14 protein-coding genes and 1 tRNA gene are annotated in these 21,827 nt (G+C 70.7%); 6 read left to right on the forward strand and 9 right to left on the reverse strand.

Features of this window, described 5'->3' with window-relative positions; translation table 11 throughout:
- Window positions 1-83: 83 nt before the first annotated feature.
- Window positions 84-749, forward strand: a complete 666-nt coding sequence (locus AC07EG_RS36635; protein ID WP_478257855.1) for a DUF305 domain-containing protein — start codon at window positions 84-86, stop codon at window positions 747-749.
- Here AC07EG_RS36635 and AC07EG_RS36640 read toward each other — a convergent pair.
- The 9 genes from AC07EG_RS36640 to AC07EG_RS36680 all read right to left on the reverse strand — a co-directional run bounded on the left by AC07EG_RS36640 (window position 737) and on the right by AC07EG_RS36680 (window position 16,176).
- Entirely contained in the window at window positions 737-1,027 is a 291-nt protein-coding gene (locus AC07EG_RS36640) for a hypothetical protein (protein ID WP_478257856.1), read from the reverse strand. The two genes, AC07EG_RS36635 and AC07EG_RS36640, sit on opposite strands and share 13 nt — an antisense overlap.
- A gap of 69 nt (window positions 1,028-1,096) precedes the next feature.
- The gene (locus AC07EG_RS36645) at window positions 1,097-1,741 is read right to left on the reverse strand and encodes a DUF8010 domain-containing protein (protein WP_478257857.1); all 645 of its coding nucleotides are present in this window, start codon (window positions 1,739-1,741) and stop codon (window positions 1,097-1,099) included.
- Window positions 1,734-2,159, reverse strand: a complete 426-nt coding sequence (locus AC07EG_RS36650) for an acyl-CoA thioesterase (protein WP_478257858.1) — start codon at window positions 2,157-2,159, stop codon at window positions 1,734-1,736. The genes AC07EG_RS36645 and AC07EG_RS36650 overlap by 8 nt, the downstream gene beginning before the upstream one ends.
- Window positions 2,159-7,168 (reverse strand): NAD-glutamate dehydrogenase, encoded by a 5,010-nt coding sequence (locus AC07EG_RS36655; protein WP_478257859.1) that lies wholly within the window; start codon window positions 7,166-7,168, stop codon window positions 2,159-2,161. Before AC07EG_RS36655 ends, AC07EG_RS36650 begins: the two co-directional genes overlap by 1 nt.
- Window positions 7,169-7,421: 253 nt before the next feature.
- The gene (locus tag AC07EG_RS36660) at window positions 7,422-10,454 is read right to left on the reverse strand and encodes a hypothetical protein (protein WP_478257860.1); all 3,033 of its coding nucleotides are present in this window, start codon (window positions 10,452-10,454) and stop codon (window positions 7,422-7,424) included.
- Window positions 10,455-10,525: 71 nt separating this feature from the next.
- Window positions 10,526-12,202, reverse strand: a complete 1,677-nt coding sequence (ettA, locus tag AC07EG_RS36665; RefSeq protein WP_478257861.1) for an energy-dependent translational throttle protein EttA — start codon at window positions 12,200-12,202, stop codon at window positions 10,526-10,528.
- Between the two features lie 74 nt (window positions 12,203-12,276).
- Window positions 12,277-12,732, reverse strand: coding sequence for a single-stranded DNA-binding protein (locus AC07EG_RS36670; protein ID WP_478257862.1), 456 nt, complete (start codon window positions 12,730-12,732; stop codon window positions 12,277-12,279).
- 111 nt (window positions 12,733-12,843) lie between these two features.
- Window positions 12,844-14,877: a bifunctional copper resistance protein CopD/cytochrome c oxidase assembly protein gene (locus tag AC07EG_RS36675; protein ID WP_478257863.1), complete on the reverse strand. Its 2,034-nt coding sequence runs from the start codon at window positions 14,875-14,877 to the stop codon at window positions 12,844-12,846.
- Window positions 14,878-15,000: 123 nt separating this feature from the next.
- Window positions 15,001-16,176, reverse strand: a complete 1,176-nt coding sequence (locus AC07EG_RS36680) for an MFS transporter (protein ID WP_478257864.1) — start codon at window positions 16,174-16,176, stop codon at window positions 15,001-15,003.
- A 257-nt stretch (window positions 16,177-16,433) separates the two neighbouring features.
- Between AC07EG_RS36680 and AC07EG_RS36685 the strand changes: the two genes are divergently transcribed.
- The 5 genes from AC07EG_RS36685 (at window position 16,434) to AC07EG_RS36705 (ending at window position 21,803) form a co-directional block, all read left to right on the forward strand.
- Window positions 16,434-16,841, forward strand: a complete 408-nt coding sequence (locus AC07EG_RS36685) for a peptidase inhibitor family I36 protein (RefSeq protein ID WP_478257865.1) — start codon at window positions 16,434-16,436, stop codon at window positions 16,839-16,841.
- 620 nt (window positions 16,842-17,461) lie between these two features.
- Window positions 17,462-17,538 (forward strand) — tRNA-Arg (locus tag AC07EG_RS36690).
- Window positions 17,539-18,403: 865 nt separating this feature from the next.
- Window positions 18,404-18,940 carry a D-alanyl-D-alanine carboxypeptidase family protein gene (locus AC07EG_RS36695; protein WP_478257866.1) on the forward strand — a complete coding sequence of 179 codons (537 nt, stop codon included), beginning with the start codon at window positions 18,404-18,406 and terminating at the stop codon, window positions 18,938-18,940.
- A 108-nt stretch (window positions 18,941-19,048) separates the two neighbouring features.
- Entirely contained in the window at window positions 19,049-19,462 is a 414-nt protein-coding gene (locus AC07EG_RS36700; protein WP_478257867.1) for a hypothetical protein, read from the forward strand.
- Between the two features lie 277 nt (window positions 19,463-19,739).
- Window positions 19,740-21,803: an acyltransferase family protein gene (locus tag AC07EG_RS36705; protein ID WP_478257868.1), complete on the forward strand. Its 2,064-nt coding sequence runs from the start codon at window positions 19,740-19,742 to the stop codon at window positions 21,801-21,803.
- The last annotated feature ends 24 nt before the right edge of the window (window positions 21,804-21,827 follow it).

Below are 21,827 nucleotides of genomic sequence, written 5' to 3' on the forward strand. Positions count from 1 at the left end.
CGCACCGGGTCGATAGCTACTCAAGTAGGGGTCCGCTCCGCGGGACGTTGACGGACGGGCGGGCGACGGGGTTCGCTGGCGCCATGACACGAACAGTGACCGCCGCGGTTTTCGCGGGACTCGCCTGCACGCTGCTGGCCGGGTGCTCGGACGAGCCGGTCCCCGCTCCTCAGCCCTCGGTGGGCGTGCTGATCCCCGGCAAACCGGGCGAGAGCGCCACCGTGGTCCCGCCCGGTGAAGCCGCGCAACATCAGCAGACCGTCACCACCAGCGAAGCCGATGTGGCCTACATCACCAACATGATCCCGCACCACCGGCAGGCGCTGGTGATGACCGCGCTGGTCGCCGACCGGGCGGCCAACGAGCAGGTCCGCGCGGTGGCCGCCCGGATCGACGTGGCCCAGGGCGCCGAGATCGACCAGATGTCCTCGTGGCTGACCGCCCAGGGCAAACCGGTGCCGCCGGAGGACACCGGGCACGGCGCCCACGGCTCACACGGCGGGCACGACCACGCCACGATGCCCGGCATGGCCACCCCCGAGCAGCTCGACGCGCTGCGCGCGGCCAAGGGCACCGAGTTCGACCGGCTGTTCCTGGAGCTGATGATCCGCCACCACGAGGGCGCGCTGACCATGGCCGAGCAGCAGCTCGGCGCCGGGGTCAACGTCCGCGCGCAGGAGATGGCGCAGGAGGTGGTCACCGGGCAGTCCGCGGAGATCGAGCGGATGCGCGCGATTCAGCTGCCGTAGCTTTCGCCGCCGGAGCCCGCGTCGAACCCGGCTTCGTAGCCGTCCTCGTAGTCGGCCTGGTCGCCGTCCGACAAGGCCGCACCGGCGATCCAGCCCGCCACCGCCCCCGCCTGCAGGTACGGCGCGGCGCGGCGCCACCGCGACGGCTTCTCGATCGCCGGCTCCGGCCGCTCGTCCGCCACGGGCCGCTCCGTCCGCCACGGGGTCTCCTCGGCGCGCACGCCGTCGAGGAACTCCCTGGTGGGATCCGGTTCAGCGGGCTTCTCGCGCTCGGTCATGCCCCTACGATGACACCGGGGCCGCCCCGGATCCACCGGAACGGCCCTGGTAATCGCCTCGTAAGGAGTTCAGCGCACGCCGAACAGCAGCGGCAGCAGCGCGTGCCGCCGCCGCACGATCGCGCCGTACCGCGCGTCCATCCGCAGCCACGAGTCGGTCGCGGTCACCCGCACCACGTCGTCGCTGATCGACGAGTCCAGGAACCCCATCCCGGACAGGGCGAACAGGCAGCGCATCTGGACCTTGACCTCCAGGTCGCCGCCGCTGACGGTGAGCACCGCCTGGTCCATCAGCGAGGCGGGCGGATTGCCGTGCGGCCCGGCGTTCTCCCTGGCCAGCGACACCCCGCGATCGGCGAGGTCGGCGACCACGGTGACCGGCAGGTCGTCCACCGGCTGCCACCGGCCCGGCGAGGGCAGCTCGGAGTGCCACAGCAGGTCCCGCGACGGGCCCGGGTCCATCTTCTCGCCGCCCGCCACGGTCAGCGCCGCGAGCAGTTCGGCCCCGGGCACGGTCACGTCCGCCGGGCTGATCTCCCCGGCCACCGCCCTGGTCGCCAGCACGTCGAACGGCGTGGCCACCCACGCTTCGACCACCCCGGCCGAGCGGTTGCGCAACCGGACGGCCACCTGGCCGTCGAGCCGGACCGCACGCGCCACGAACGCACCGAGCGTTTCGCGGTCCGCCGGATCAGCGATCCGCAGTTCAGGCATCCGACTCCCCCAATTCGCGCCGCAGGAACTCCCGCTCGTCCTCGGTGAGCCGGCGCGGGCGTTCGGTCTGCACATCGTAGGGCGCGAGCCTGGTCTCGGCGGTCACGGCCACCCGGTCCGCCTCCGCGGGCCCGGCGTGCACCCGGTAGCCGATGGTGAACGAGGAGTACCGCAGGTCGGTCAGCTCCAGTTCGACCAGGATGTCCTCGTCCCCGACGACCACCGGCGACCGGTAGTCCACCTGCAACCGCACCACCACGATGCCCTTGGCCAGCTCGGTCAGCCCGGCCCTGGTGGATTCGCCGAACAGCAGCGGCACGCGGGCCTCTTCGAGCAGCGTGACCATGTTGGCGTGGTTGACGTGGCCGTAGACGTCCATGTCCGACCAGCGCGGCCGGACCAGTGCGTGGTGTGGCATCAGCGGACCGTGCTCCGCATCTGCCTGGCGGCCACCGACAGCGTGGCCAGGTCGAGCCTGCCGGAGCGCTGGATCTCGTCCAGCGAGACCCGCGCCCGCGCCAGGCGCGAGGCGTTGGTCTGCTCCCACTGCTCGATCTTCTGGTCGGCGGTGTCGTCGGAATCGCTGTGCCGCAGGGCGTCCAGGGTGATCGCCCGCAGCGACGCGTACAGGTCGTCCCGCAGCGCCAGCCGGGCCAGCGCGTGCCAGCGGTTGCCCCGCTCCAGCGCGCTGATCGAGGTCAGCATCTTGTCCACGTTGAGGTGCTCGGACAACGCGTAGTACAGCTCGGCGGTCTCGGCCGGGCTGCGCTCCACGTCGATGCCGACCTCCTGCTCGGCCAGTTCGGCGACCTCGGTGACGTCCAGCAGGCCGTAGGTGTGCAGCAGCACGCCCACCCGCTGGGCCAGCTCCGGCGGCACACCGTGCGCGGTCAGCCGGTCGACGTCCTCGCGCACCGACTCCAGCTCGCGCCCGCGCAGCAGGCTCGGCACCCGGCCGGCCAGCTGGGCGACGGTCTCGCCGAAGCGGTTGATCTCCGCGCCGACGGCCAGCGGCTGCGGCCGGTTGGTCAGGAACCAGCGCGCGGCCCGGTCGAGCAGGCGGCGCGACTCCAGCATCATCCCGTCGGCGACCTCCGACGGCACGACGTTGTCGAGCGCGTCGATCTCCCGCCACAGCGACGGCAGGTCGTAGACCGAGGTGACCACCGCATACGCCCGCACGGCGTCGGTCGCGGTCGCGTTCATCTCCTCGGCGAGCCGGAAGGCGTACGACAGGCCCGCCCCGTCGACCACCTCGTTGACCAGCAGCGTGGTGATGATCTGGCGGTGCAGCGGGTGCTCGGCGATGGCGTCGCCGAAGCGCTCCCGAAGCGGCTTCGGGAAGTACTCGGGCAGCCGCCGCGCGAACACCTCGTTGTCCGGCAGCTCGCTGGCCAGCAGCTCGTCCTTGAGGTCGAGCTTGACGTGCGCGAGCACGGTGGCCAGCTCGGGCGAGGTGAGGCCCTTGCCCTCCTTCTCCAGCCGCTTGAACTCGGCCGGGCTGGGCAGCGCCTCCAGCTTGCGGTCGAGCTTGCCGTCCGCCTCCAGGTCGGCGATCAGCCTGGCGTGCACCGACACCATCGGCGCCCGGTGCGCCCGGCTCACCCCGAGCACCGCGTTCTGCCGGTAGTTGTCCGCCAGCACCAGCGCGCCGACCTCGTCGGTCATCTCCAGCAGCAGCTCGTTGCGCTGGCCGGTCTCCAGCTTCCCGGCCGCGACCAGCTGGTCGAGCAGGATCTTGATGTTCACCTCGTGGTCGGAGCAGTCCACCCCGGCCGAGTTGTCCAGCGCGTCGGTGTTGATCTTGCCGCCGGCCCTGGCGAACTCGATGCGGCCGAGCTGGGTCAGGCCCAGGTTGCCGCCTTCGCCGACCACCTTGGCCCGCAGGTCGCTGCCGTTGACGCGGACCGCGTCGTTGGCCTTGTCCCCGGCGTCGGCGTGCGACTCGCTCTCCGCCTTGACGTAGGTGCCGATGCCGCCGTTCCACAGCAGGTCGACCGGGGCGAGCAGGATGGCCCGCATCAGGTCGGCCGGGGCCAGCTTCTGCACGTCCTCCGGCAGCGCGAGCGCCTGCCGCACCTGCGGGGTGATCGGAATGGTCTTCGCGGCCCGCGAGTAGATGCCGCCGCCCTCGCTGATCAGCGACCGGTCGTAGTCCTCCCACGAGGACCGCGGCAGCTCGAACAGGCGGCGGCGCTCGGCGAAGGAAGCGGCCGCGTCCGGGTTCGGGTCGAGGAAGATGTGCAGGTGGTTGAACGCGGCCACCAGCCGGATGTGCTCGGAGAGCAGCATGCCGTTGCCGAACACGTCCCCGGCCATGTCGCCGATGCCGACGACGGTGAACTCCTCGCTCTGGGTGTCCACGCCCAGCTCGCGGAAGTGGCGCTTGACGCTCTCCCACGCCCCCTTCGCGGTGATGCCCATGGCCTTGTGGTCGTAGCCGACCGAACCACCGGAGGCGAAGGCGTCACCGAGCCAGAAGCCGTAGCTGATGGCCACCTCGTTGGCGATGTCGGAGAACTTCGCGGTGCCCTTGTCGGCGGCGACCACGAGGTAGCTGTCGTCACCGTCGTAGCGCACCACGTCCGGCGCGGGCACGGTCCGGCCCTCGTTGAGGTTGTCGGTCAGGTCCAGCAGGCCCGAGATGAACATGCGGTAGCAGGCGATGCCCTCGTTGAGCTGGGCGTCGCGGTCGATGCCCGCGTCACCGGTCGGGGCGGGCGGGCGCTTGACCACGAACCCGCCCTTCGCGCCGACCGGCACGATCACCGCGTTCTTCACCGCCTGCGCCTTGACCAGGCCGAGGATTTCGGTGCGGAAGTCCTCCCGGCGGTCGGACCAGCGCAGCCCGCCACGCGCGACCGAGCCGAAGCGCAGGTGCACGCCCTCGACCCGCGGTGAGTAGACGAAGACCTCGAACTTGGGCCGCGGTTCGGGCAGATCCGGCACGCCCTGCGGGTCCAGCTTGAGCGCCAGGTACGGCCGCGGCACCCCGTCTGCCGACTTGACGTGGTAGTTCGTCCGCAGCGTCGCCCCGATCACCGCCATCAGGCGGCGCAGGATCCGGTCCTCGTCGAGGCTGGTCACGTCGTCGATCAGGTTGGCGATCTCGGCGGCCTTCGCGGCGGCCTCGTGCTCCCGCTGCTCGGCGTCGATCCCCAGATCGAAACGGGTCTCGAACAGGTTGACCAGCGCGGTCGCGATGTCGGTGTGCGCGAGCACGGCGTTTTCGATGTACTCCTGCGAGTACGGGCTGCCCGCCTGGCGCAGGTAGCGCGAGTAGGCCCGCAGCACGGCGGCCTGGCGCCAGCTCAGCCCGGCCCGCAGCACCAGCGCGTTGAAGCCGTCGACCTCGCACTCGCCCTTCCAGGCGGCGGCGAAGGCGTCCTCGAAGCGCAGGCGCAGGTCCTCGACCTGTTCCTCGGAGATCTCGTCGAGCACGCGCTGGTCCATGCGCAGGCCGAAGTCGTAGATCCACGACCGGGAGCCGTCCTCGCGGTTCAGCTCGTACGGCCGCTCGTCGACCACCTCGACGCCCATGCGCTGCAGCAGCGGCAGCACGGTCGACAGGGTGACGCCCTCACCGAGCAGGTACAGCTTGAACCGGCGCTCCCCGGGCTCGGCGTCGGCGGGCAGGTAGAACGACATGGCCAGGTCGTCCGGGCTGTTCAGCGACTCCAGCCGGTGCAGGTCGGCGAGCGCCTCGACGGCGGAGTAGTCCTCCTTGTACGCCTCGGGGAACACCGAGGCGTAGCGCTGGCCCTGCTCGGCCGCCGACTCCTCGGCGACCGGGCCGGCGTCCCCGTCGCGGGTGCGGCGCTCGGCCAGGATCGCCTCGACCATGAGGTCGTCCCAGCTGCGCACGGCGTCGTTGAGCCGCTCCTGGATGCGCAGGGTGTCCGGCTCGACGCGGGTACCCGGCTCGGTGTGCACGGTGAAGTGCACCTGGGCCAGCAGCGTTTCCCCGACGCGCGTGCTGAATTCGAGGTGCGTGCCTTCGAGTTCGTCGAGCAGCACCTCCTGCATGGCGATCCTGGACTTGGTGCTGTACCGGTCGCGCGGCAGGAACACCAGGCAGGAGAAGAAGCGGCCGTAGGGGTCGCGGCGCACGAACACCCGCAGGCGGCGGCGGTCGGCCAGGGTGATCGCGCCGGTCGCGGTGGCGTAGAGCGAATCGGCGTCGGCGGAGAACAGGTCCGCCCGTGGCCAGTTCTGCAGCACCTCCAGCATCCGCTGCCCGGAGTAGGACTCCATCGGGAAGCCCGCCCGGTGGATCACCTCGCGCACCCGGCCGGCGACCACCGGGATGTCCAGCACGTTCTCGTGCAGCGCGGTGGTGGTGAACATGCCGAGGAAGCGGTGCTCGCCGGTGACGCCGCCCTTGTCGTCGAAGGTCTTGACGCCGACGTAGTACGGGTAGATCGGGCGGTGCACCGTCGAGGGCGCGCTGGCCTGGGTGAGCACCAGCAGCGACGGCTCCAGCGCGGCGGCGGCCGAATCCGGGCCCGCGGTCAGGCTGCGGGCGGCGAGGCTGTCCTGGCGCAGCACCCCCAGCCCGGAGGCGAGCACCGCACGCAACGCGGGTTCCTCGCCCTCCACGGTGGCCGCTTCGACCAGTTCGTACTGGCGGTAGCCGAGGAAGGTGAAGTGCCCGTCGGCCAGCCAGCGCAGCAGCTCCGCACCCTCGCGCACCTCGCCTTCCGGCAACGACGGCGGCTCGTTCTCCAGCCCGGCCGCCAGCGACAACGCCGCCTCGGCCATCTTCTCGGCGTCCTCGACGACCTCACGCACATCCCCGAGCACCGAGGTCAGCCGGTTGTCCAGCTCACGGGCGCGGTGCGGGTCGGTGATGCAGTCGATCTCCAGGTACATCCACGATTCCGCGGCGGCGCCGTCGGGCGGCTGGGCCACGTCCGCGGCGGCGTGCACCTCACGCAGCTCACCGGTGATCTCCCGGCTGACCACCACGATGGGGTGCACGATGCGCTGCACCTGGACCCCGGTGCGCGCCAGTTCGGCGGCCACGGAGTCGACCAGGTACGGCATGTCGTCGGTGACCAGCTGGACCACGGTCGCTTCGCGGGTCCAGCCGTCCTCGGCGGTGGTCGGGTTGAGCAGGCGCACCACCGGGCGGCCCGGTACCCGGTGCCGGGCCAGCTGCAGGTGGGTGCGCACCGCCCCGACCAGGTCGGCCGGCGCGTCGTCGGCGATCTCCTCGGCGGGGGTGTGCCGGAAGTACAGCCTGATCAGGTCCTCGATGTCCGGCGCCAGCGCGGCGGCCGCGTCGACGAGCTCATCCCGGATCTGCTCGGGGCTGGCCGAGCGCCGCTGGCTCGCGCGCTCGGAGCGGTCCAGCGTGGTGCTGGTGCCCGCTCCAGGCGGGTTGGAAGCCCCGCCCACGCTGATCGAAGACGCCGTCGAACTCATTGCAGGCAACTCTCCCGTTCCCGACACCACGCTGTGTCACTGACGCTGTGTCTCTCGCTCGCCCCAGTATGGGCTTTACCTGGCACGAAAATACTGCCTTCGGCTTGAGGCGGAACGACCGCCGTCGGCGGGGGAACGAGCGTTCCCCGGCGTAGGCTGGCGGCTTCGATTCAGCCTTCGATTCAGTTCGTGGCAAGAACAATCGCCCGGTGTGCGAAGCCACACCGGATACTGGCCGGATCCCCAGTTCCGCTCAGGCTTCCCCGCCGGCCTGACGGCGGCCGTGGTCGTATTCGCCGCGGCGGGCACTGCCGTTCACCGGCTGCGCCTGCTCCCCGTCGCCCTGCGTGCCGAGCCGCTTGACCAGTGAGGCGGCACTGGACGTCCCGGCGCGGTGCTCGGCGAGCGCCAGCGCCAGCAGTTCGGCCAACCCGGCGTCCGGCGGCGGGTCTTCGGCGGGGATCACAAAATCCGCCGGTGGCGCGGGTGGGGTGTAGTCGCCGTTCGTGAGGTCGTAGTTGGGCTTGCCGTAGTCGGAGGTGTACTCGTCCACCGGTGCGAGCGAGGGTGGCAGGCGGAGCTTGGGAAGCCAGCCCTCCTCCTGCTGGGCCGGTTTCTCGGGTTCGGGCGTGGCCACCGGCTCCGCGGGCGGCGGCTCCTCCACCGGCTTGTCCCCCGCCCGGCGACGCCCCCCACCGGACCCGGACGCCGACACCCCGAGCCGGTCGAGCACCGACCTCGCCGCCACGGATCCGTGCTCGGCGTCGTGGCGGGTCGTGACGTGCGGCTCCTTCTTCGACTCCTGTGTCTTCTGGGGCTTCTGGGGCTCGGGTTCCGCTGCGGGCGGCGGTGCCAGTTCGTACCTGGGCGTCTCCCCGGACGCGGACACGTACTGCGTCGCCCCGGTCTCAGCCGTCGCCTGCCCCGATCCAGCCGACGCGTACCGAGCCCCTTCGGAGGGCTGCTCGTACCGAGGCGCCTCCGCGGGACGGGCCCCAGCAGCCGGCTGCTCCTGCCGAGCCTGCTCGTACCGACCCGGCTCACCGGCTGTTTGCCCGTAGTGGGCGGCCTCCGCAGCGGGTTGCCCGTATTGGGCCGCCTCGGTAGCCGGTTGCCCATAGCGAGCCGATTCGGCAGCCGGTTGCCCATATTGGGCCGCCTCCGCAGCCGGATGCCCATAGCGGGCCGCCTCCGCAGCCGGATGCCCGTAACGAGCCGCCTCGGTAGCCGGATGCCCGTAACGGGCCGCGTCAGCAGCAGGTTGCCCATAGCGGCCCGCCTCCGCAGCGGGTTGCCCATAATGGGCCGCCTCCGCAGCAGGCGGCTCATAACGAGCCGCCTCAACAGCCGGTTGCCCGTAACGGGCCGCTTCGGCAGCCGGTTGCCCATAATGGGCCGCCTCCGCAGCGGGCTGCCCGTAGCGGGCCGCCTCCGCGGCCGACTGTCCATAGACCGGCACATCAGCGGCGGGCTGCTGGTACTGCGGTGCCCCCGTCACCGGCTGCTGCTCATACCGAGGCACCGCCGCATACCGCGCCACCTCAGGCGGCAGCTGCTCGAACCGCGGCGCCTCCCCCGCAGCCGACACGTACTGGGTCACCCCAGCCTGCTCGTACCGCGGCGCCTCGGCCCCGGACTGGCCGTGCTGAGCCGAGCCCGCCTGCTCGAACCGCACCGGCTCGGCGACAGGCTGGCCATATTGAGCGGAAGCAGCCTGCTCGAACCGCGGTGCCTCTGACTGGCCGTACTGCGCCGCCGCCACCTGATCGAACCGAGGCGCCTCCACTCCGGACTGCGCTCCAGCCTGCTCGAACCGCGGCGCTTCGGCAGGCGGCGCATACTGCGCCCCGGTTTGTTCGTATCGAGGAGCCTCGGATGCGGGCTGCCCGTATCGCGCGGCCTCGGCAGCAGGCTGCTGGTAGCCGGACTCCGGCCGCGGCTGCTCGTAACGCGCGGCATCCGCGCGCTGCGGTTCGTACCGCGGCAGGGCCGTCTGCGTCTCCTCAGTCGCGAAGCGCGGCGCTTCGACGCGAACCGTCTGCGTGCGCGGCACCTCGGCCCGCTGCGCCGTTTCGTGGTACGGCTCGGCCCGCTGAGGCTGCGCCGGGGGACGCGCGACCTCCCGGCCCGGCGGCGGCGTCGAGTCGGTGATCCGCGGGATCACCGTGGTCTCCTGCACCCCGCTCGTCCGCGGCGACCGCGCGAGCACGTCGGTCAGATCGACCGGCGCCTGCTCCCCGCCACCGAACTCACCGCCGAGCACGGCACACGCCTGCCGCCGCATCCGCAGGTGCACCTGCTCGGCCGCACGCGACCGCCGCAGGCACTCCAGCGCGTCGGCCGGCCTGCCCAGCCGTTCCTCGACGTGCGCCAACTCCAGCAGCAACTTCGCGGTCAGCGAATGCAACCCGTGCCGATCCGCGTCGTAGACCGCCTCGCGCAGCAGCAGACCGGCGGCCTCGGGCGCACCGGTGCTCAGGTGCACCCGCGTCGCCACGGCCAGCCGCAACCAGCTCGCCGGGCCGATCACCCCCGCGCGCGGCGGCGCGTCGAGCACCGGCTCGGCCAGTTCCAGCGCCATCTCGATGTTGCCGCGGTCCAGCAGCGTGCAGACCAGTTGCAGCACGAGCCGCGCCCTGGCCAGCCCGCCGTCCGCGGAGGGGTCGCGCAACTGCTCGATGAAGCCGAGCCCGGTGCGGGCGGCGTCGGCGGCCCCGGTCAGGTCACCGTGCCTGCGCCGGTGCCCGGACATGCTCACCCGCACCAGCGAGCGCATCACCAGCCGCGTGTCACCGTCGGAGTTCTCGTCGGACAGGCACAGCCGATCCGCCTCGAGCAGCACCCGGTCCAGTTCCTGCTTCCGGCCCAGCTGCGCCATGCAACCGACCAGGTGGCACAACGCCGTGGCCCGCTCGCCCGGCGTCAGCCCGGGTTCGGCCAGCACCGGGCGCAGCAACGCCAGCCCGGTCAGCGGCATCCCGACGCTGCGCGCGCACACCGCGAGATCGGTCCGCAGCCGCGCCGAGAGCAGCGAGTACCCGAGGTGCTCCGCCGACCGCAGCGCCGCCACGGTCCGCGCCGTCACCGAGGCACGATCACCCAGCCGCACCCGGGCGAAGACCACCAGGGACTCCGCCCGCAACCAAGCCTGGTCCGACCGGGCGGCCTCGGCCAGGGAGGCCGCCCGTTCGCCGAGCACCAGGGCGAGTTCGGGCGCGCGCAACCGCAGCTCCGACGCCCGGTCGAGGAGTTGCTCGACCGGCCGGATCTGGTTGCTCGCTACCACGGCACTCTCCGGTCGGTTGATCGCGGCGGTCGGGCTCGCCTAGTGCGGACTTCAGACCTATCACGAACCACTCAGTCGCGGGTCAGCTTCCGGTGGGTGACCCGGTGCGGACGAGCCGCCTCCGCGCCGAGCCGCTCGACCTTGTTCTTCTCGTAGCCCTCGAAGTTGCCTTCGAACCAGAACCACTTCGCCGGGTTCTCGTCGGTGCCCTCCCAAGCCAGGATGTGGGTCGCGACGCGGTCGAGGAACCACCGGTCGTGCGAAATCACCACGGCGCAGCCGGGGAACTGCTCCAGCGCGTTCTCCAGCGACCCCAGGGTCTCGACGTCCAGGTCGTTCGTCGGCTCGTCCAGCAGGATCAGGTTCCCGCCCTGCTTGAGCGTCATCGCCAGGTTCAGCCGGTTGCGCTCACCGCCGGACAGCACGCCGGCCGGCTTCTGCTGGTCCGGCCCCTTGAAGCCGAACGCGCTGACGTAGGCCCGCGACGGCATTTCGGTCTGCCCGACGTGGATGTAGTCGAGCTTGTCGGACACCACCTCCCACACCGTCTTCTTCGGGTCGATCCCGGCCCGGTTCTGGTCCACATAGGACAGTTTGACCGTCTCGCCGATCTTCACCTTGCCCGCGTCCGGCTCCTCGAGCCCGACGATCGTCTTGAACAGCGTCGTCTTGCCGACACCGTTCGGCCCGATCACGCCGACGATGCCGTTGCGCGGCAGGTCGAACGACAGGCCGTCGATCAGCACGCGGTCGTCGAAGCCCTTGCGCAGGTCATCGACCTCGACCACCACGTTGCCCAGCCGGGGCCCCGGCGGGATCTGGATCTCCTCGAAGTCGAGCTTCCGCGTCTTCTCGGCTTCGGCGGCCATCTCCTCGTAGCGGTCGAGGCGGGACCGCGACTTGGTCTGCCGCGCCTTGGCGTTGGACCGGACCCAGTCGAGTTCGGTCTTCAGCCGCTTGGCCAGCTTCGCGTCCTTCTTGCCCTGCACCTCGAGCCGTTCACGCTTCTTCTCGAGGTAGGTGGAGTAGTTGCCCTCGTAGCCGACCACGCGTCCGCGGTCCAGCTCCATGATCCACTCGGCGACGTTGTCCAGGAAGTACCGGTCGTGGGTGACGGCGAGCACGGCGCCGGCGTAGGTCGCCAGGAACTGCTCCAGCCACAGCACGCTTTCGGCGTCCAGGTGGTTGGTGGGCTCGTCGAGCAGCAGCAGGTCCGGCTTCGACAGCAGCAGCTTGCACAGCGCCACCCGGCGGCGCTCACCCCCGGAGAGGTGGGTGACCGGCTCGTCCGGCGGCGGGCAGCGCAGCGCGTCCATCGCCTGCTCGAGCTGGGAGTCCAGCTCCCACGCGTCGGCGTGGTCGAGTTCCTCCTGGAGCTTGCCCATCTCCTCCATCAGCGCGTCGCTGTAGTCGGTGGCCATCAGCTCGGCGATCTCGTTGAACCGGTCGAGCTTGACCTTGATGTCGCCGAGGCCCTCCTCGACGTTGCCGCGGACCGTCTTCTCCTCGTTCAGCGGCGGCTCCTGCTGCAGGATGCCCACCGAGGCACCCGGCTGCAGGAACGCCTCGCCGTTGCTCGGCTGGTCGAGTCCGGCCATGATCTTGAGAACGGTGGACTTACCAGCACCGTTCGGCCCCACCACGCCGATCTTGGCGCCGGGGTAGAAGGCGGTGCTGACGTCGTCGAGGATGACCTTGTCCCCGACGGTCTTGCGCACCTTTTTCATGGTGTAGATGAACTCGGCCATGCAAGCGATCGTAGAGCCGTCGCGCTGGCGCCTCGACGCCGGTCACCTCGGGGCGCGCTCGGCTGACACCGCGGTCACGCCGCGCTCATCCCCTCTCCGGGGGAGAGTGCCCTGGTCACCTCCCCTTCTCCGTTCGTCTCCCACAACGGGTCCGGCTGCTCCGGCCTGCCCCGCCGGCGGACCACGGCGGTGCAGCGGCTCAGGTTCGGCCCCACCGCGTAGGCCTCGAGCTCAGCTATAGACCTGCTCTGCCCGTCGGTGACGAACTCCCGCGTGTACAGCTTCCCGGAGACGATCACCGGATCGCCCTTGACGAGACTGCCGCCGACGTTCTCCGCCAGCCGTCTCCAGCAGTTGACCCGCACGGTCAGCTCGCGGCCGTCGACCCACTCGTCGGTCTCCTTGTCCCGCCGCCGCTCGTGGCTGCGCACCCAGAAGTTCGCCACGTTGTGCCCGTTCGCGAGCGTTCGGGTGGTCAGCTCGCTGAGCACCGTGCCCACCACCGTCACCAGGGTTTCGCCTACCGCCATGGTCCTTCGCCCTTCTCCTGCGGGTTCGTCCGTGCTTCCAGCATGGGACGAGGAGCAGGGGCGGGGTGGGGCGAAGGCGAATCTGTGGACAACCGGAGGTGCTGTGGACAACTAGCCTCCGGGCGGCTTGCCTTCACCGCGGTCCGACAACTGCTTGAGCATGGCGTTGTAGGCGGCCAGGTCCGCTTCACCGGTGGCGTCGGACCGCCGGTCCGACCGCTTGGCCTCGCGTTCGTCCGCCCGCGCCCACTGGACCAGCAGCGCCACCAGCACCAGCAGCACCGGCACCTCACCGGCGGCCCACGCGATGCCACCGCCGAGTCGCTGGTCGGTGAGCAGGTCGCTGGTCCACGGCAGCTTCAGCGCCTGGTAGAAGGACTCGCCGAGCACGGTCTGCGTGTTCATCAGGATCACCCCGAAGAACGCGTGGAACGGCATCGAAGCGAACATCATGCCGAGCCTGCCCAGCGGCGGCATGCGCCGCGGTGCCGGGTCGACGCCGATCACCGGCCAGTAGAACACGTAGCCCGACAGGATGAAGTGCGCGTTCATCACCAGGTGCGCCCAGTGGTAGTTGAGCGCGGCACCGAACAACCCGGAGAAGTACAGGATGTAGAACGAGCCGACGAACAACACCAGCGCGACCACCGGATGGGTGAGCGCCCGCGACACCGGCGAATGGACGAACGCCAGCAGCCATTCGCGCGGTCCCGGCGGATCGTCCTTGCCGGCGGGCGGCAGCGCGCGCAGCGCCAGGGTGACCGGGCCGCCGAGCACCAGCAGCACCGGGACCACCATGGACAGCAGCATGTGGCTGCCCATGTGCACGCTGAACATCGCCGGGGCGTACCGCCCGATGCCGGACGAGGTCGCCACCAGCAGCACCGCGCACCCGGCCACCCAGGCGGCGGTCCGGCCGACCGGCCAGGCGTCCCCGCGCCGCCGCAACCGGCGCACGCCCAGCAGGTACACCGCCGCGAGAACCAGCGCGATCGTGCCGTAGACCAGGTCGAACCGCCAGTCCAGCAGCAGCCGCAGCGGACTCGGCGAGCCGCTGAGGTCGTAGCCGATGAGCAGTTCGGTGTTCGACGGCTGGCTGGTCACCTCCTGCGGTGGTGGTGTCCTGGCCAGCGCGGTGGCCAGCCCGACGGTGACGAACATGATCAGGATCTCGACGGAGGCGAGCCGCAGCAGCTGACCGCCGCCCGCGCCGTCGACCAGCCCGCGGACCCCGCGCTGCCGCTGCTGGTGCCCGAACACCCCGAGCACCAGCAGCCCGGCCACCTTGGCCAGCACGAGCAGGCCGTAGTCCGTGGTCAGCAGGTCGCCGGGAGCCACCCGGATCAGGGCGTTGACCAGGCCGGAGACCGCCATCACCAGCCAGCACACCAGCGCCAGCTTCGAAAAGCGCTGCGCGGCCAGCGACAGGTGCGCGCCACGTCGCCAGCCCAGCGCCAGCAGCGCGACCAGGCCGCCGACCCACAACGCGGCGGCGACCAGGTGGTACAGCAGGCTGTTGGTGGCCACGTCGTGCGCGCCACCGCTGGCGGAGTGCCCGGTGACCGCAACCGGCACGAGCCCGCCCACGGCGAGGAAGAACAGCGTCGCGGTCCAGCCCCACGACAGGGCGAGCCGGCAGCCGAGCGCGAGCAGCAGGGCGATCAACGCGGTGAACACCCAGGCCTTCGGCTGCTCGATCGCGTCGACCATCTGCAGCAGCGCCTGCGGGTCGAGCAGTTCGGTGACCGGGCGACCGGCGGCGTCCGCCGCGGAGAAGTAGATGGAGGTCACCGAGGCGAAGAACCAGCACCAGGCGGCGATGCCCGCGGTGCGCAGCGCGGCGTACCCCTCCGGGCCGAGCACGCCCGACTTCTGCGGCGGCACCAGGAACGCGGCCAGCAGCAGCGAGCCCACGCAGAGCGTGGACGCGGCCTCGGCGAGCACGCGGACCACGGTGATGCCGTACCGGGTGACCACGCCGGGATCGGCCAGCCCGGTGATCACCGAGCCCGCCCCGCCGGTCAGCGCCACGAGCCCGGTCGCGATCAGCACGGCGAGCAGGACCCCCACCGTGACCAGCGGGCCGACGTTGCCTCGGGAAGCCGGAGCGGGGGCGGTCTTGGTCGCGGTGGATTCTTCGGGCACGAGACGAGCGTAAGTCCAAGGCTGCGCGACCAGCTAGCCGCCATCTGCTCATGATGAGCATCGATTGGCCGCTGGCGTGCGAAACGACCGGCCGACATGAGATGGGCCACTGCCGGCGGCCGATCAGCGGTAACTGCGGTCCCGTTCCCGGCGACCGGCGCGCAACGCGGCCAGGGTCGCCGGGGCGATCAGGGCCGCGACCAGCGCGACCACGAGGAACGAAGTGGACAGTGAGGTCAGCTGGGCAATACCACCGATGGCCGGTGGTCCGGCCAGGAAACCGGTGTAGGCGAGGGAAGTGACGAAGGCGATCTCGCGCTCACCACCACCGCCGTCGGCCCGCTTGCCCGCCTCCCCCGCCAAGCCGAGCGCCGTCGGGAACGAAGCCGCCAGACCCGCGCCTGCCAGGGCGAAACCGGCGAAGCCGACGACCGGCGAACTGATCAACGCCGCCGCGACCAGGCCGACCGCGGCGAGCAGCGCGCCACCGGCGAGCACCGGGCGGGCACCGAACTTGGCCTGGAGCACCCCTGCGGTCAGCCGCGCGATGGCCATGGCGAGGGAGAACGCGGCGTAGGCGAGCGCGGCGGGCCCCTCGGCCATGCCGTGGTCGGAAACCAGCATCAACGCGGACCAGTCCGAACTGGCGCCTTCGGCGATCGCCGAGCAGAGCGCGATGGCCGCGAGCAACCACAACACCGGGCGCTTGACCGGGGCCACCTCGGGCTTTTCCACGGTGGTCTCCGGGCTCGGCTTGACCCCCGGCAACGAGCGGACCACGGCGAACAGCACCAGGACCGCGGCGAGCGCGGCGACGACGAACTGGCGCGCCGGCGACCACCCGTGTGCGGCGGCGAGCCCCGCGAACAGCGCGCCCGCCAGCGCGCCGAAGCTGAAACCGGCGTGGAAGACCGGCATCAGCGGCTTGCCGAGCTGGCGTTCGACGAAGACCGCGCCCACGTTCATCGAGACGTCGAGCACGCCGATCGCGGCGCCCAGCGCGAACAGGGTCAGGCCGAGCCAGAGCACCGACGTGGTCAGCCCGAGCGCGGCCAGGCACAGCGCCGCGGCGGTGGTGGACAGCGCCATGACCAGGCGCGCGCCCAGCCGTTCCACCAGCCGCCCGGTCACCGTGGCCGCGATCAGCAGGCCGGCGCTGGCGCCGAGCAGGGCCAGCCCCAGCGACCCCGGCACGGCCCCGACCTGCGTGGTCAGCGCGGGCACCCGGGGTGCCCACGAGCCGAGCGCGCAGCCGTTGAGGGCGAACACGACGAACACCGCGGTACGTGCGCTGACCATCCCACTCCTTCCAGGGAACTTGTTGCCCCAGCGTCTCTTAAGCGCTTCAGAAGCGCAAGCGGGTTCTTGCCGGTACCACTCGCCCCAGCCCCACGCAAGTACCGGTTCCAAGGTTGTGGACATCCATTACCCGTCCGGGTGACGAATCCCCACTTGTCCACAGATGACGATTTCCCTGCTGACAAATCCACCACCCACCAGCCATCGTGGAGCCATCACCGAATCCACCCGCAAACACGGAAAAACAGGGGGAAGAAATGACCAGGACCATCAAGTCCCTGCGTTCGCGGCTGCCGAAGATCCTGATGCTCGCATCCATCGGGGTGCTCGGCATGGGCACCCTCGCCCACGCCTCGGCGCCGGTCCCGTCAGAGACGGGGAACACGCAGGTCAGCTGCCAGAAGGGCGAGTTCTGCGTATGGACGGAGGAGCACTACGGGGGCGACGTGGAGCGCATGGACCTGCGCACGGTGAATCCCGAGGAATGCGTTCCACTGCTCACCGATTTCACCGCGTATTCCTTTGTCAATCGGATGGATCGCATGGTAACCGTGTACCAGGGAGAAGATTGTTCCACCGAAGGCGACTTCACCACCTATCCGGGCGGCGGCACCTATGTTCCGCAAGCCCCGTTCACCGTGCGAGCCATTCAGGTGTGGGACTGATCCACCGGAACTCCCGCGGCACTCCGGTCTCGGAGCTGCCCGGCCGCGGGTGACCCCGGGCCGCCGACCCCGAACAGCGGCCCGGTGTGGCCCGCCGGTGCCCGTCGACTCGACTCCGAGGCGCGGTGCCGGCGGGACCCGATCCGGACCCCGGCGGAAGAGGGAGCCGTTCGCGTCCCCCGCACGCGAACGTCCGCCGGGGTCCGGCCGGGGTGGTGCGGATCTCGTTCGAAGCCAGGCGCACGGTGCGTCGCCGGTCGACTGTCGACCGTAGCCAACGGCCGAATATCGGCCTCGCCCCCGAGTTACCCAGGAGCCGAGAATGCGGTTAATGTTTACCAATGGTGGTCGTGTGCCCGAAAATTGCGCACGCGAATCGACCATGAAGCTCACCCGCACGGACAGGAGGTCGCGATGCCACACCGCCCCGGCCGCGACCCCCGAAGACCGCTCCGACCAGCTAGAACCTAGTTCTCGAGCACACCAGGAGCCGACGAGAGCCGACTCGCTCGCGTAGTTCGTGCGAAGACCCTGAAACGATTCGACAGCATCGAACGATCGAGAGGGTGACGGCGACTAAGCTGCTGGCGTGCACGAGGCCAGCAGTGGCATCGACGCAGGCCCTCGTAGCTCAGCCGGATAGAGCAAGAGCCTTCTAATCTCTAGGTCGCAGGTTCGAGTCCTGCCGGGGGCACCAGCCAGGCGAGTCCATCGCCGACGTGCGCAGTGAGCGGCCGGGGAGAGCACGTGCTCTCCCCGGCGATGACCCCGGTTGCCGTGGCGACCGCTGACCCTCCACCGCAGCACGCCGCTGTCCGGCTGCGGCCAGTCCGTGATCACACTCCGTCATTGAAGGAGCACACGTGAATTCCCTGCAGCCGCCGTGCGGACGGCGCGCACACAACAAGGTCATCCGGGTGGCGTTCGACGAGGCTCGCCGAGCCGGTCTCGCTCGGCGGCACCAGCGCAAACTCCACCTCCTCAGCCGACAGGCACATCGGTCGGCGGCGAGGACAGAGGAGGCGCCTGGGCGGCCGCCGGCCGCGTGAACCCCCGTGGCCAGGAGGCGTCCGAGTGAGCGGCGCCTGCCTGGCGAGCGAGGGCAGTGCCCCGTTTTCGCCACACCCGTGCTCATCGGCCAGTTCGTCCTCGAAGGTGACCTCTTCGAGACGCTTGATGGCGGCGAGGAACCAGCCCGCGCCCGCACCGTCGACCAGGCGGTGGTCACAGGTCAGCGGCGATCCCGGGCGCGTGAACCCTCGCTTGGCCCCACGAAGGCATCCGAGAGGGCGGTGCCCCTGGCGAACGAGGGCGGTGTTCCACGCCGGTGAGCACGATCGGCCGCTTCACCACCGCGGCGTGTCGAACAGCGTGCCGTTGCGATTGCAGGAAGGAGGTTGCTTGGTGAACCAGACCTGATCGCGTGACACTGGGCACGTCGCCCGCGGTGGAAGCTCGTCGCTAGCATCGGTTCAGTGCCCAATGCCACCGCAGAGCCCTCGGAAGCCGCAGGGACTTCCTCCGGAGACAACCGAACCCTGATCAGCACGGTGGTGGCACTGGTGCTGGCGATAGCCGCGGTGGTGACGCTCGGGGCGACGGGCCAGGTGACCTTCGGCGAGGACCCGGTCGCCGGGCGCGCGGAGGCGATCCTCGCCGAGGTTCCGGGGCCGGAAACCGGGCCGGTCTGCCCGCTGGACAAGCGGTACGCCGACGAACCGGTCGTCGGGCTGCGGCCGGACGTGCTGGCGGCCTGGGAGCGGCTGCGGGCGGCAGCCGGGGCGGAGGGCGTCCAGTTGTGCGTGAACGACAGCAAGCGCAGTTCGGCGCAGCAGCAACGGGAGTTCGACCAGGCGGTGGAGAGGTTCGGCACCGCGGAACTGGCTGGGCGTTACGTCCTGCCGCCGGAGAAGTCGATGCACGTGCAGGGCATCGCGGTGGACATCCAGCCGCTCGCCTCCGCCGCGTGGGTGGAACGCAACGGGGCAGCGCTCGGGTGGTGCCGCCGTTACGAGAACGAAGAATGGCATTTCGAGTACAGCGCGGAATACGCGGTCTCGGGATGCCCGGCAATGCTGCCCAGTGCGACGGGTAGCTGAATCGCCGGGCGTCCCCTCAACGGTTGGTCAGCACTGACGAGCCGAAGTGAAACGGCGTTGCCGTCGCGGTCAGGGGTGTTCGACCAACTGTGGATGTGGTGGTTCGCGATGCCGATGCCACCCCAGCCGTTGCTGCAGGTCTTGGAGCCGGTGCGCACGCACAGCTCGACGATCTGCGCCGACGGGCCAGTCGACGCCGAGGCGGCGGGCGCGCCGAGTCTCGCCAGCAATCTGCTGGTTGGGCCGGCCGTGGGCCAGGCGGGACCGGACCTCGGCCTGGCGTTCGGTCAGCGCGACCACCCGGCGGCCTGGTTGTCCTGGACAGCGCCGGACGTCGGCACGGCCAGCCGCGGGTACTGCGGGCCCGGCGGCTGGTGGGGTTCGGCCTGGCGGTCGTGCTGCTCGTGGTGTTCGCGGCGTCGGTGGTCGGCCAGTCTCTGGCCAGTAAGCGGACTGGCCATCGGTTTCCCGCTGCGTGGTGCGCTGAGTGCGTTGGCCGAACCACTGGTCGAATGGCGCTGACCAACTACCTGCTGGCGACCCTGCTGATCCTCGCGGCCGGTGCGTGGCCGAGAATCGGGGGGGCGAACGCAGTGCGGCACCGTCGTGCTGATCGGTATCGCCACCGGTGGTGCTGAGCGCTCTGTTGCCCCTGCACCGTCGGCGATAACCCCGCGTGCACAAGGAAAAGGTTGCCCGCGGTTGCTGTGGACCAGATCACAGCGGGGAATTGGCCTCCCGGCGCCGTGATCGAGTTAGATGACCCCCTGCCCGCCCGCGAGCCGAGAAAGAAATCCTGTTGGCGATCCAGACCCGTTTCCGCACCGACATCCAGGCGCTCCGGGCGATCGCCGTGCTCGCCGTGGTGCTCAACCACCTCTGGCCGTTCGGGCTGACCGGCGGTTACGTCGGGGTCGACGTGTTCTTCGTCATCTCCGGCTTCCTGATCACCGCGCACCTGCACCGCGAAGTCGACGGCACCGGCCGCATCCGGCTCGGGAAGTTCTACGCCCGCCGGGCTCGTCGGCTGCTGCCCGCCGCGTTGCTGGTGCTGCTGGTAAGCCTGCTGGGCGCCTATCTGCTGCTGCCGTTCCCGCGCTGGGAAGCGACCGCGGCGGAGGTCCTGGCCAGCGCGTTTTACGTGGAGAACTGGCTGCTCGCGGCCAACTCGGTGGACTACTCGGCGCTGTCGGATTCGGCGAGCCTCGCGCAGCACTACTGGTCGCTGTCGGTGGAGGAGCAGTTCTACCTGGTCTGGCCGGTGTTGCTGCTGTTGCTGTTCCGGCTGCGCGGGCGCCGCGCGATGGTGGCCGGGATCGCCGTCGCCGGCACCGCGTCTCTGGTCTACGGCGTGCACCTCACCGCCGTTTCCAAGGCGTCGGCGTACTTCGTCACGCCGGTGCGCGTGTGGGAGTTCGCCATCGGGGCGCTGATCGCGCTGGGTGCGGCGAAGCTGCACCTGCCGAAGCGGCGGGCCGGTATCGCTTCGGGGGCCGGGTTCGCGCTGATCCTGGTTTCGGCGGTGTTCTTCGACCACGACACCCACTTCCCCGGCCTGCTCGCGCTGCTGCCGACCGTGGGCACCGGGCTGGTCATCCTCGCCGGTGCCGAAGCGCAGTGGCACACCAAGTTCACCGCCGCCCGGCCGGTGCAGTTCCTCGGCGGCATCAGCTACTCGCTCTACCTGTGGCACTGGCCGCTGCTGGTGCTGGCACCGTTCGCACTCGGTTCGGCGGAACTGTCCCTGTGGCAGCAACTGGGCCTGCTCGCCTGCTCGGTCCTGCTGGCCTGGCTGACCAAGGTGCTGGTCGAGGACCGCGGCATGACCTGGCGGCCGATCGCCGAGAGTTCGAGGCTCACGCTCACCGCGGTGGTGGCCGGCATGGCCGTCGTCGCGCTGACGTCGACCAGCTTGAGCTGGGTCTACGACAGGGAGGTGCGGCAGAGCGAGGTGGCCGCCAAGCGCGAGACGGTGAAGGTCTGCCACGGCGCGGCGGCGCTGGCGCCGGACAGCGGATGCGAGGTGCCGTTCGGCCCGGCGACGGTGCCGTTCCTCGGGCCGTCCAGCGAGTACCACCAGCGCCCGCCCGAATGCGGTGACTGGCTCGGCACGCACCTGGCCGGGGAGAAGAAGACCGTCAGCGTCTGCGACTTCAGCCAGGGCGCCCCGCGGCCGAAGGTGGTCTGGCTGGTCGGCGACTCGCACGCGCAGCAGTGGCAGGCACCGCTGTTCGACCTGGCGCGCGAGCACGGCTGGGTGGTCAAGCTCGGCCTGCTCGGGGCCTGCCCGATGGCGGACATCTCCTACCGCGGGTTCCGCGCGGGAACCGAAGATTCCGGTGGCGGGATCGACGTGCCGAACTGCACGCACTGGTCACGGGACCTGGCGTCGGCGATCGCGGCCGAACGGCCCGCGTACGTGTTCACCTCGTTCTTCGCCCGCCAGGAAATCGCCGACGACGGCACCGGCCGGTCGCAGCTGGCGCAGTACCGCGAAGGGCTCGACACCTACTGGAGCGCTTGGACCGCCGCGGGCGCGAAGGTGTACGTGCTGGCCGATCCGCCGCTGAACGGTGACGTCCGCCAGCCCGACTGCGTCAGCATCAACGCCCAGCGGCCGGTCCTGTGCGGGGTGGACCGCGGGCTCGCGCAACCGCCGGATCCGCTCACCGAGGCCGCCCGCACCAGCCGGAACCCCGGGGTCCACCTGATCGACCTGACCGACTACTTCTGCGACCCGAGGCAGTGCCACGGCGTGATCGGCAACGTGGTCGTCTACTACGACAACGACCACCTCAACCGCGAATACGCCCGCACGCTGACCCCGATGATCGCCGCCGAGGTCGGGCTCACCGAGCGTTGACACCCGCGCGGGCCCGTCCGGCCG

This window comes from Amycolatopsis sp. NPDC045836 (genome assembly GCF_056431745.1).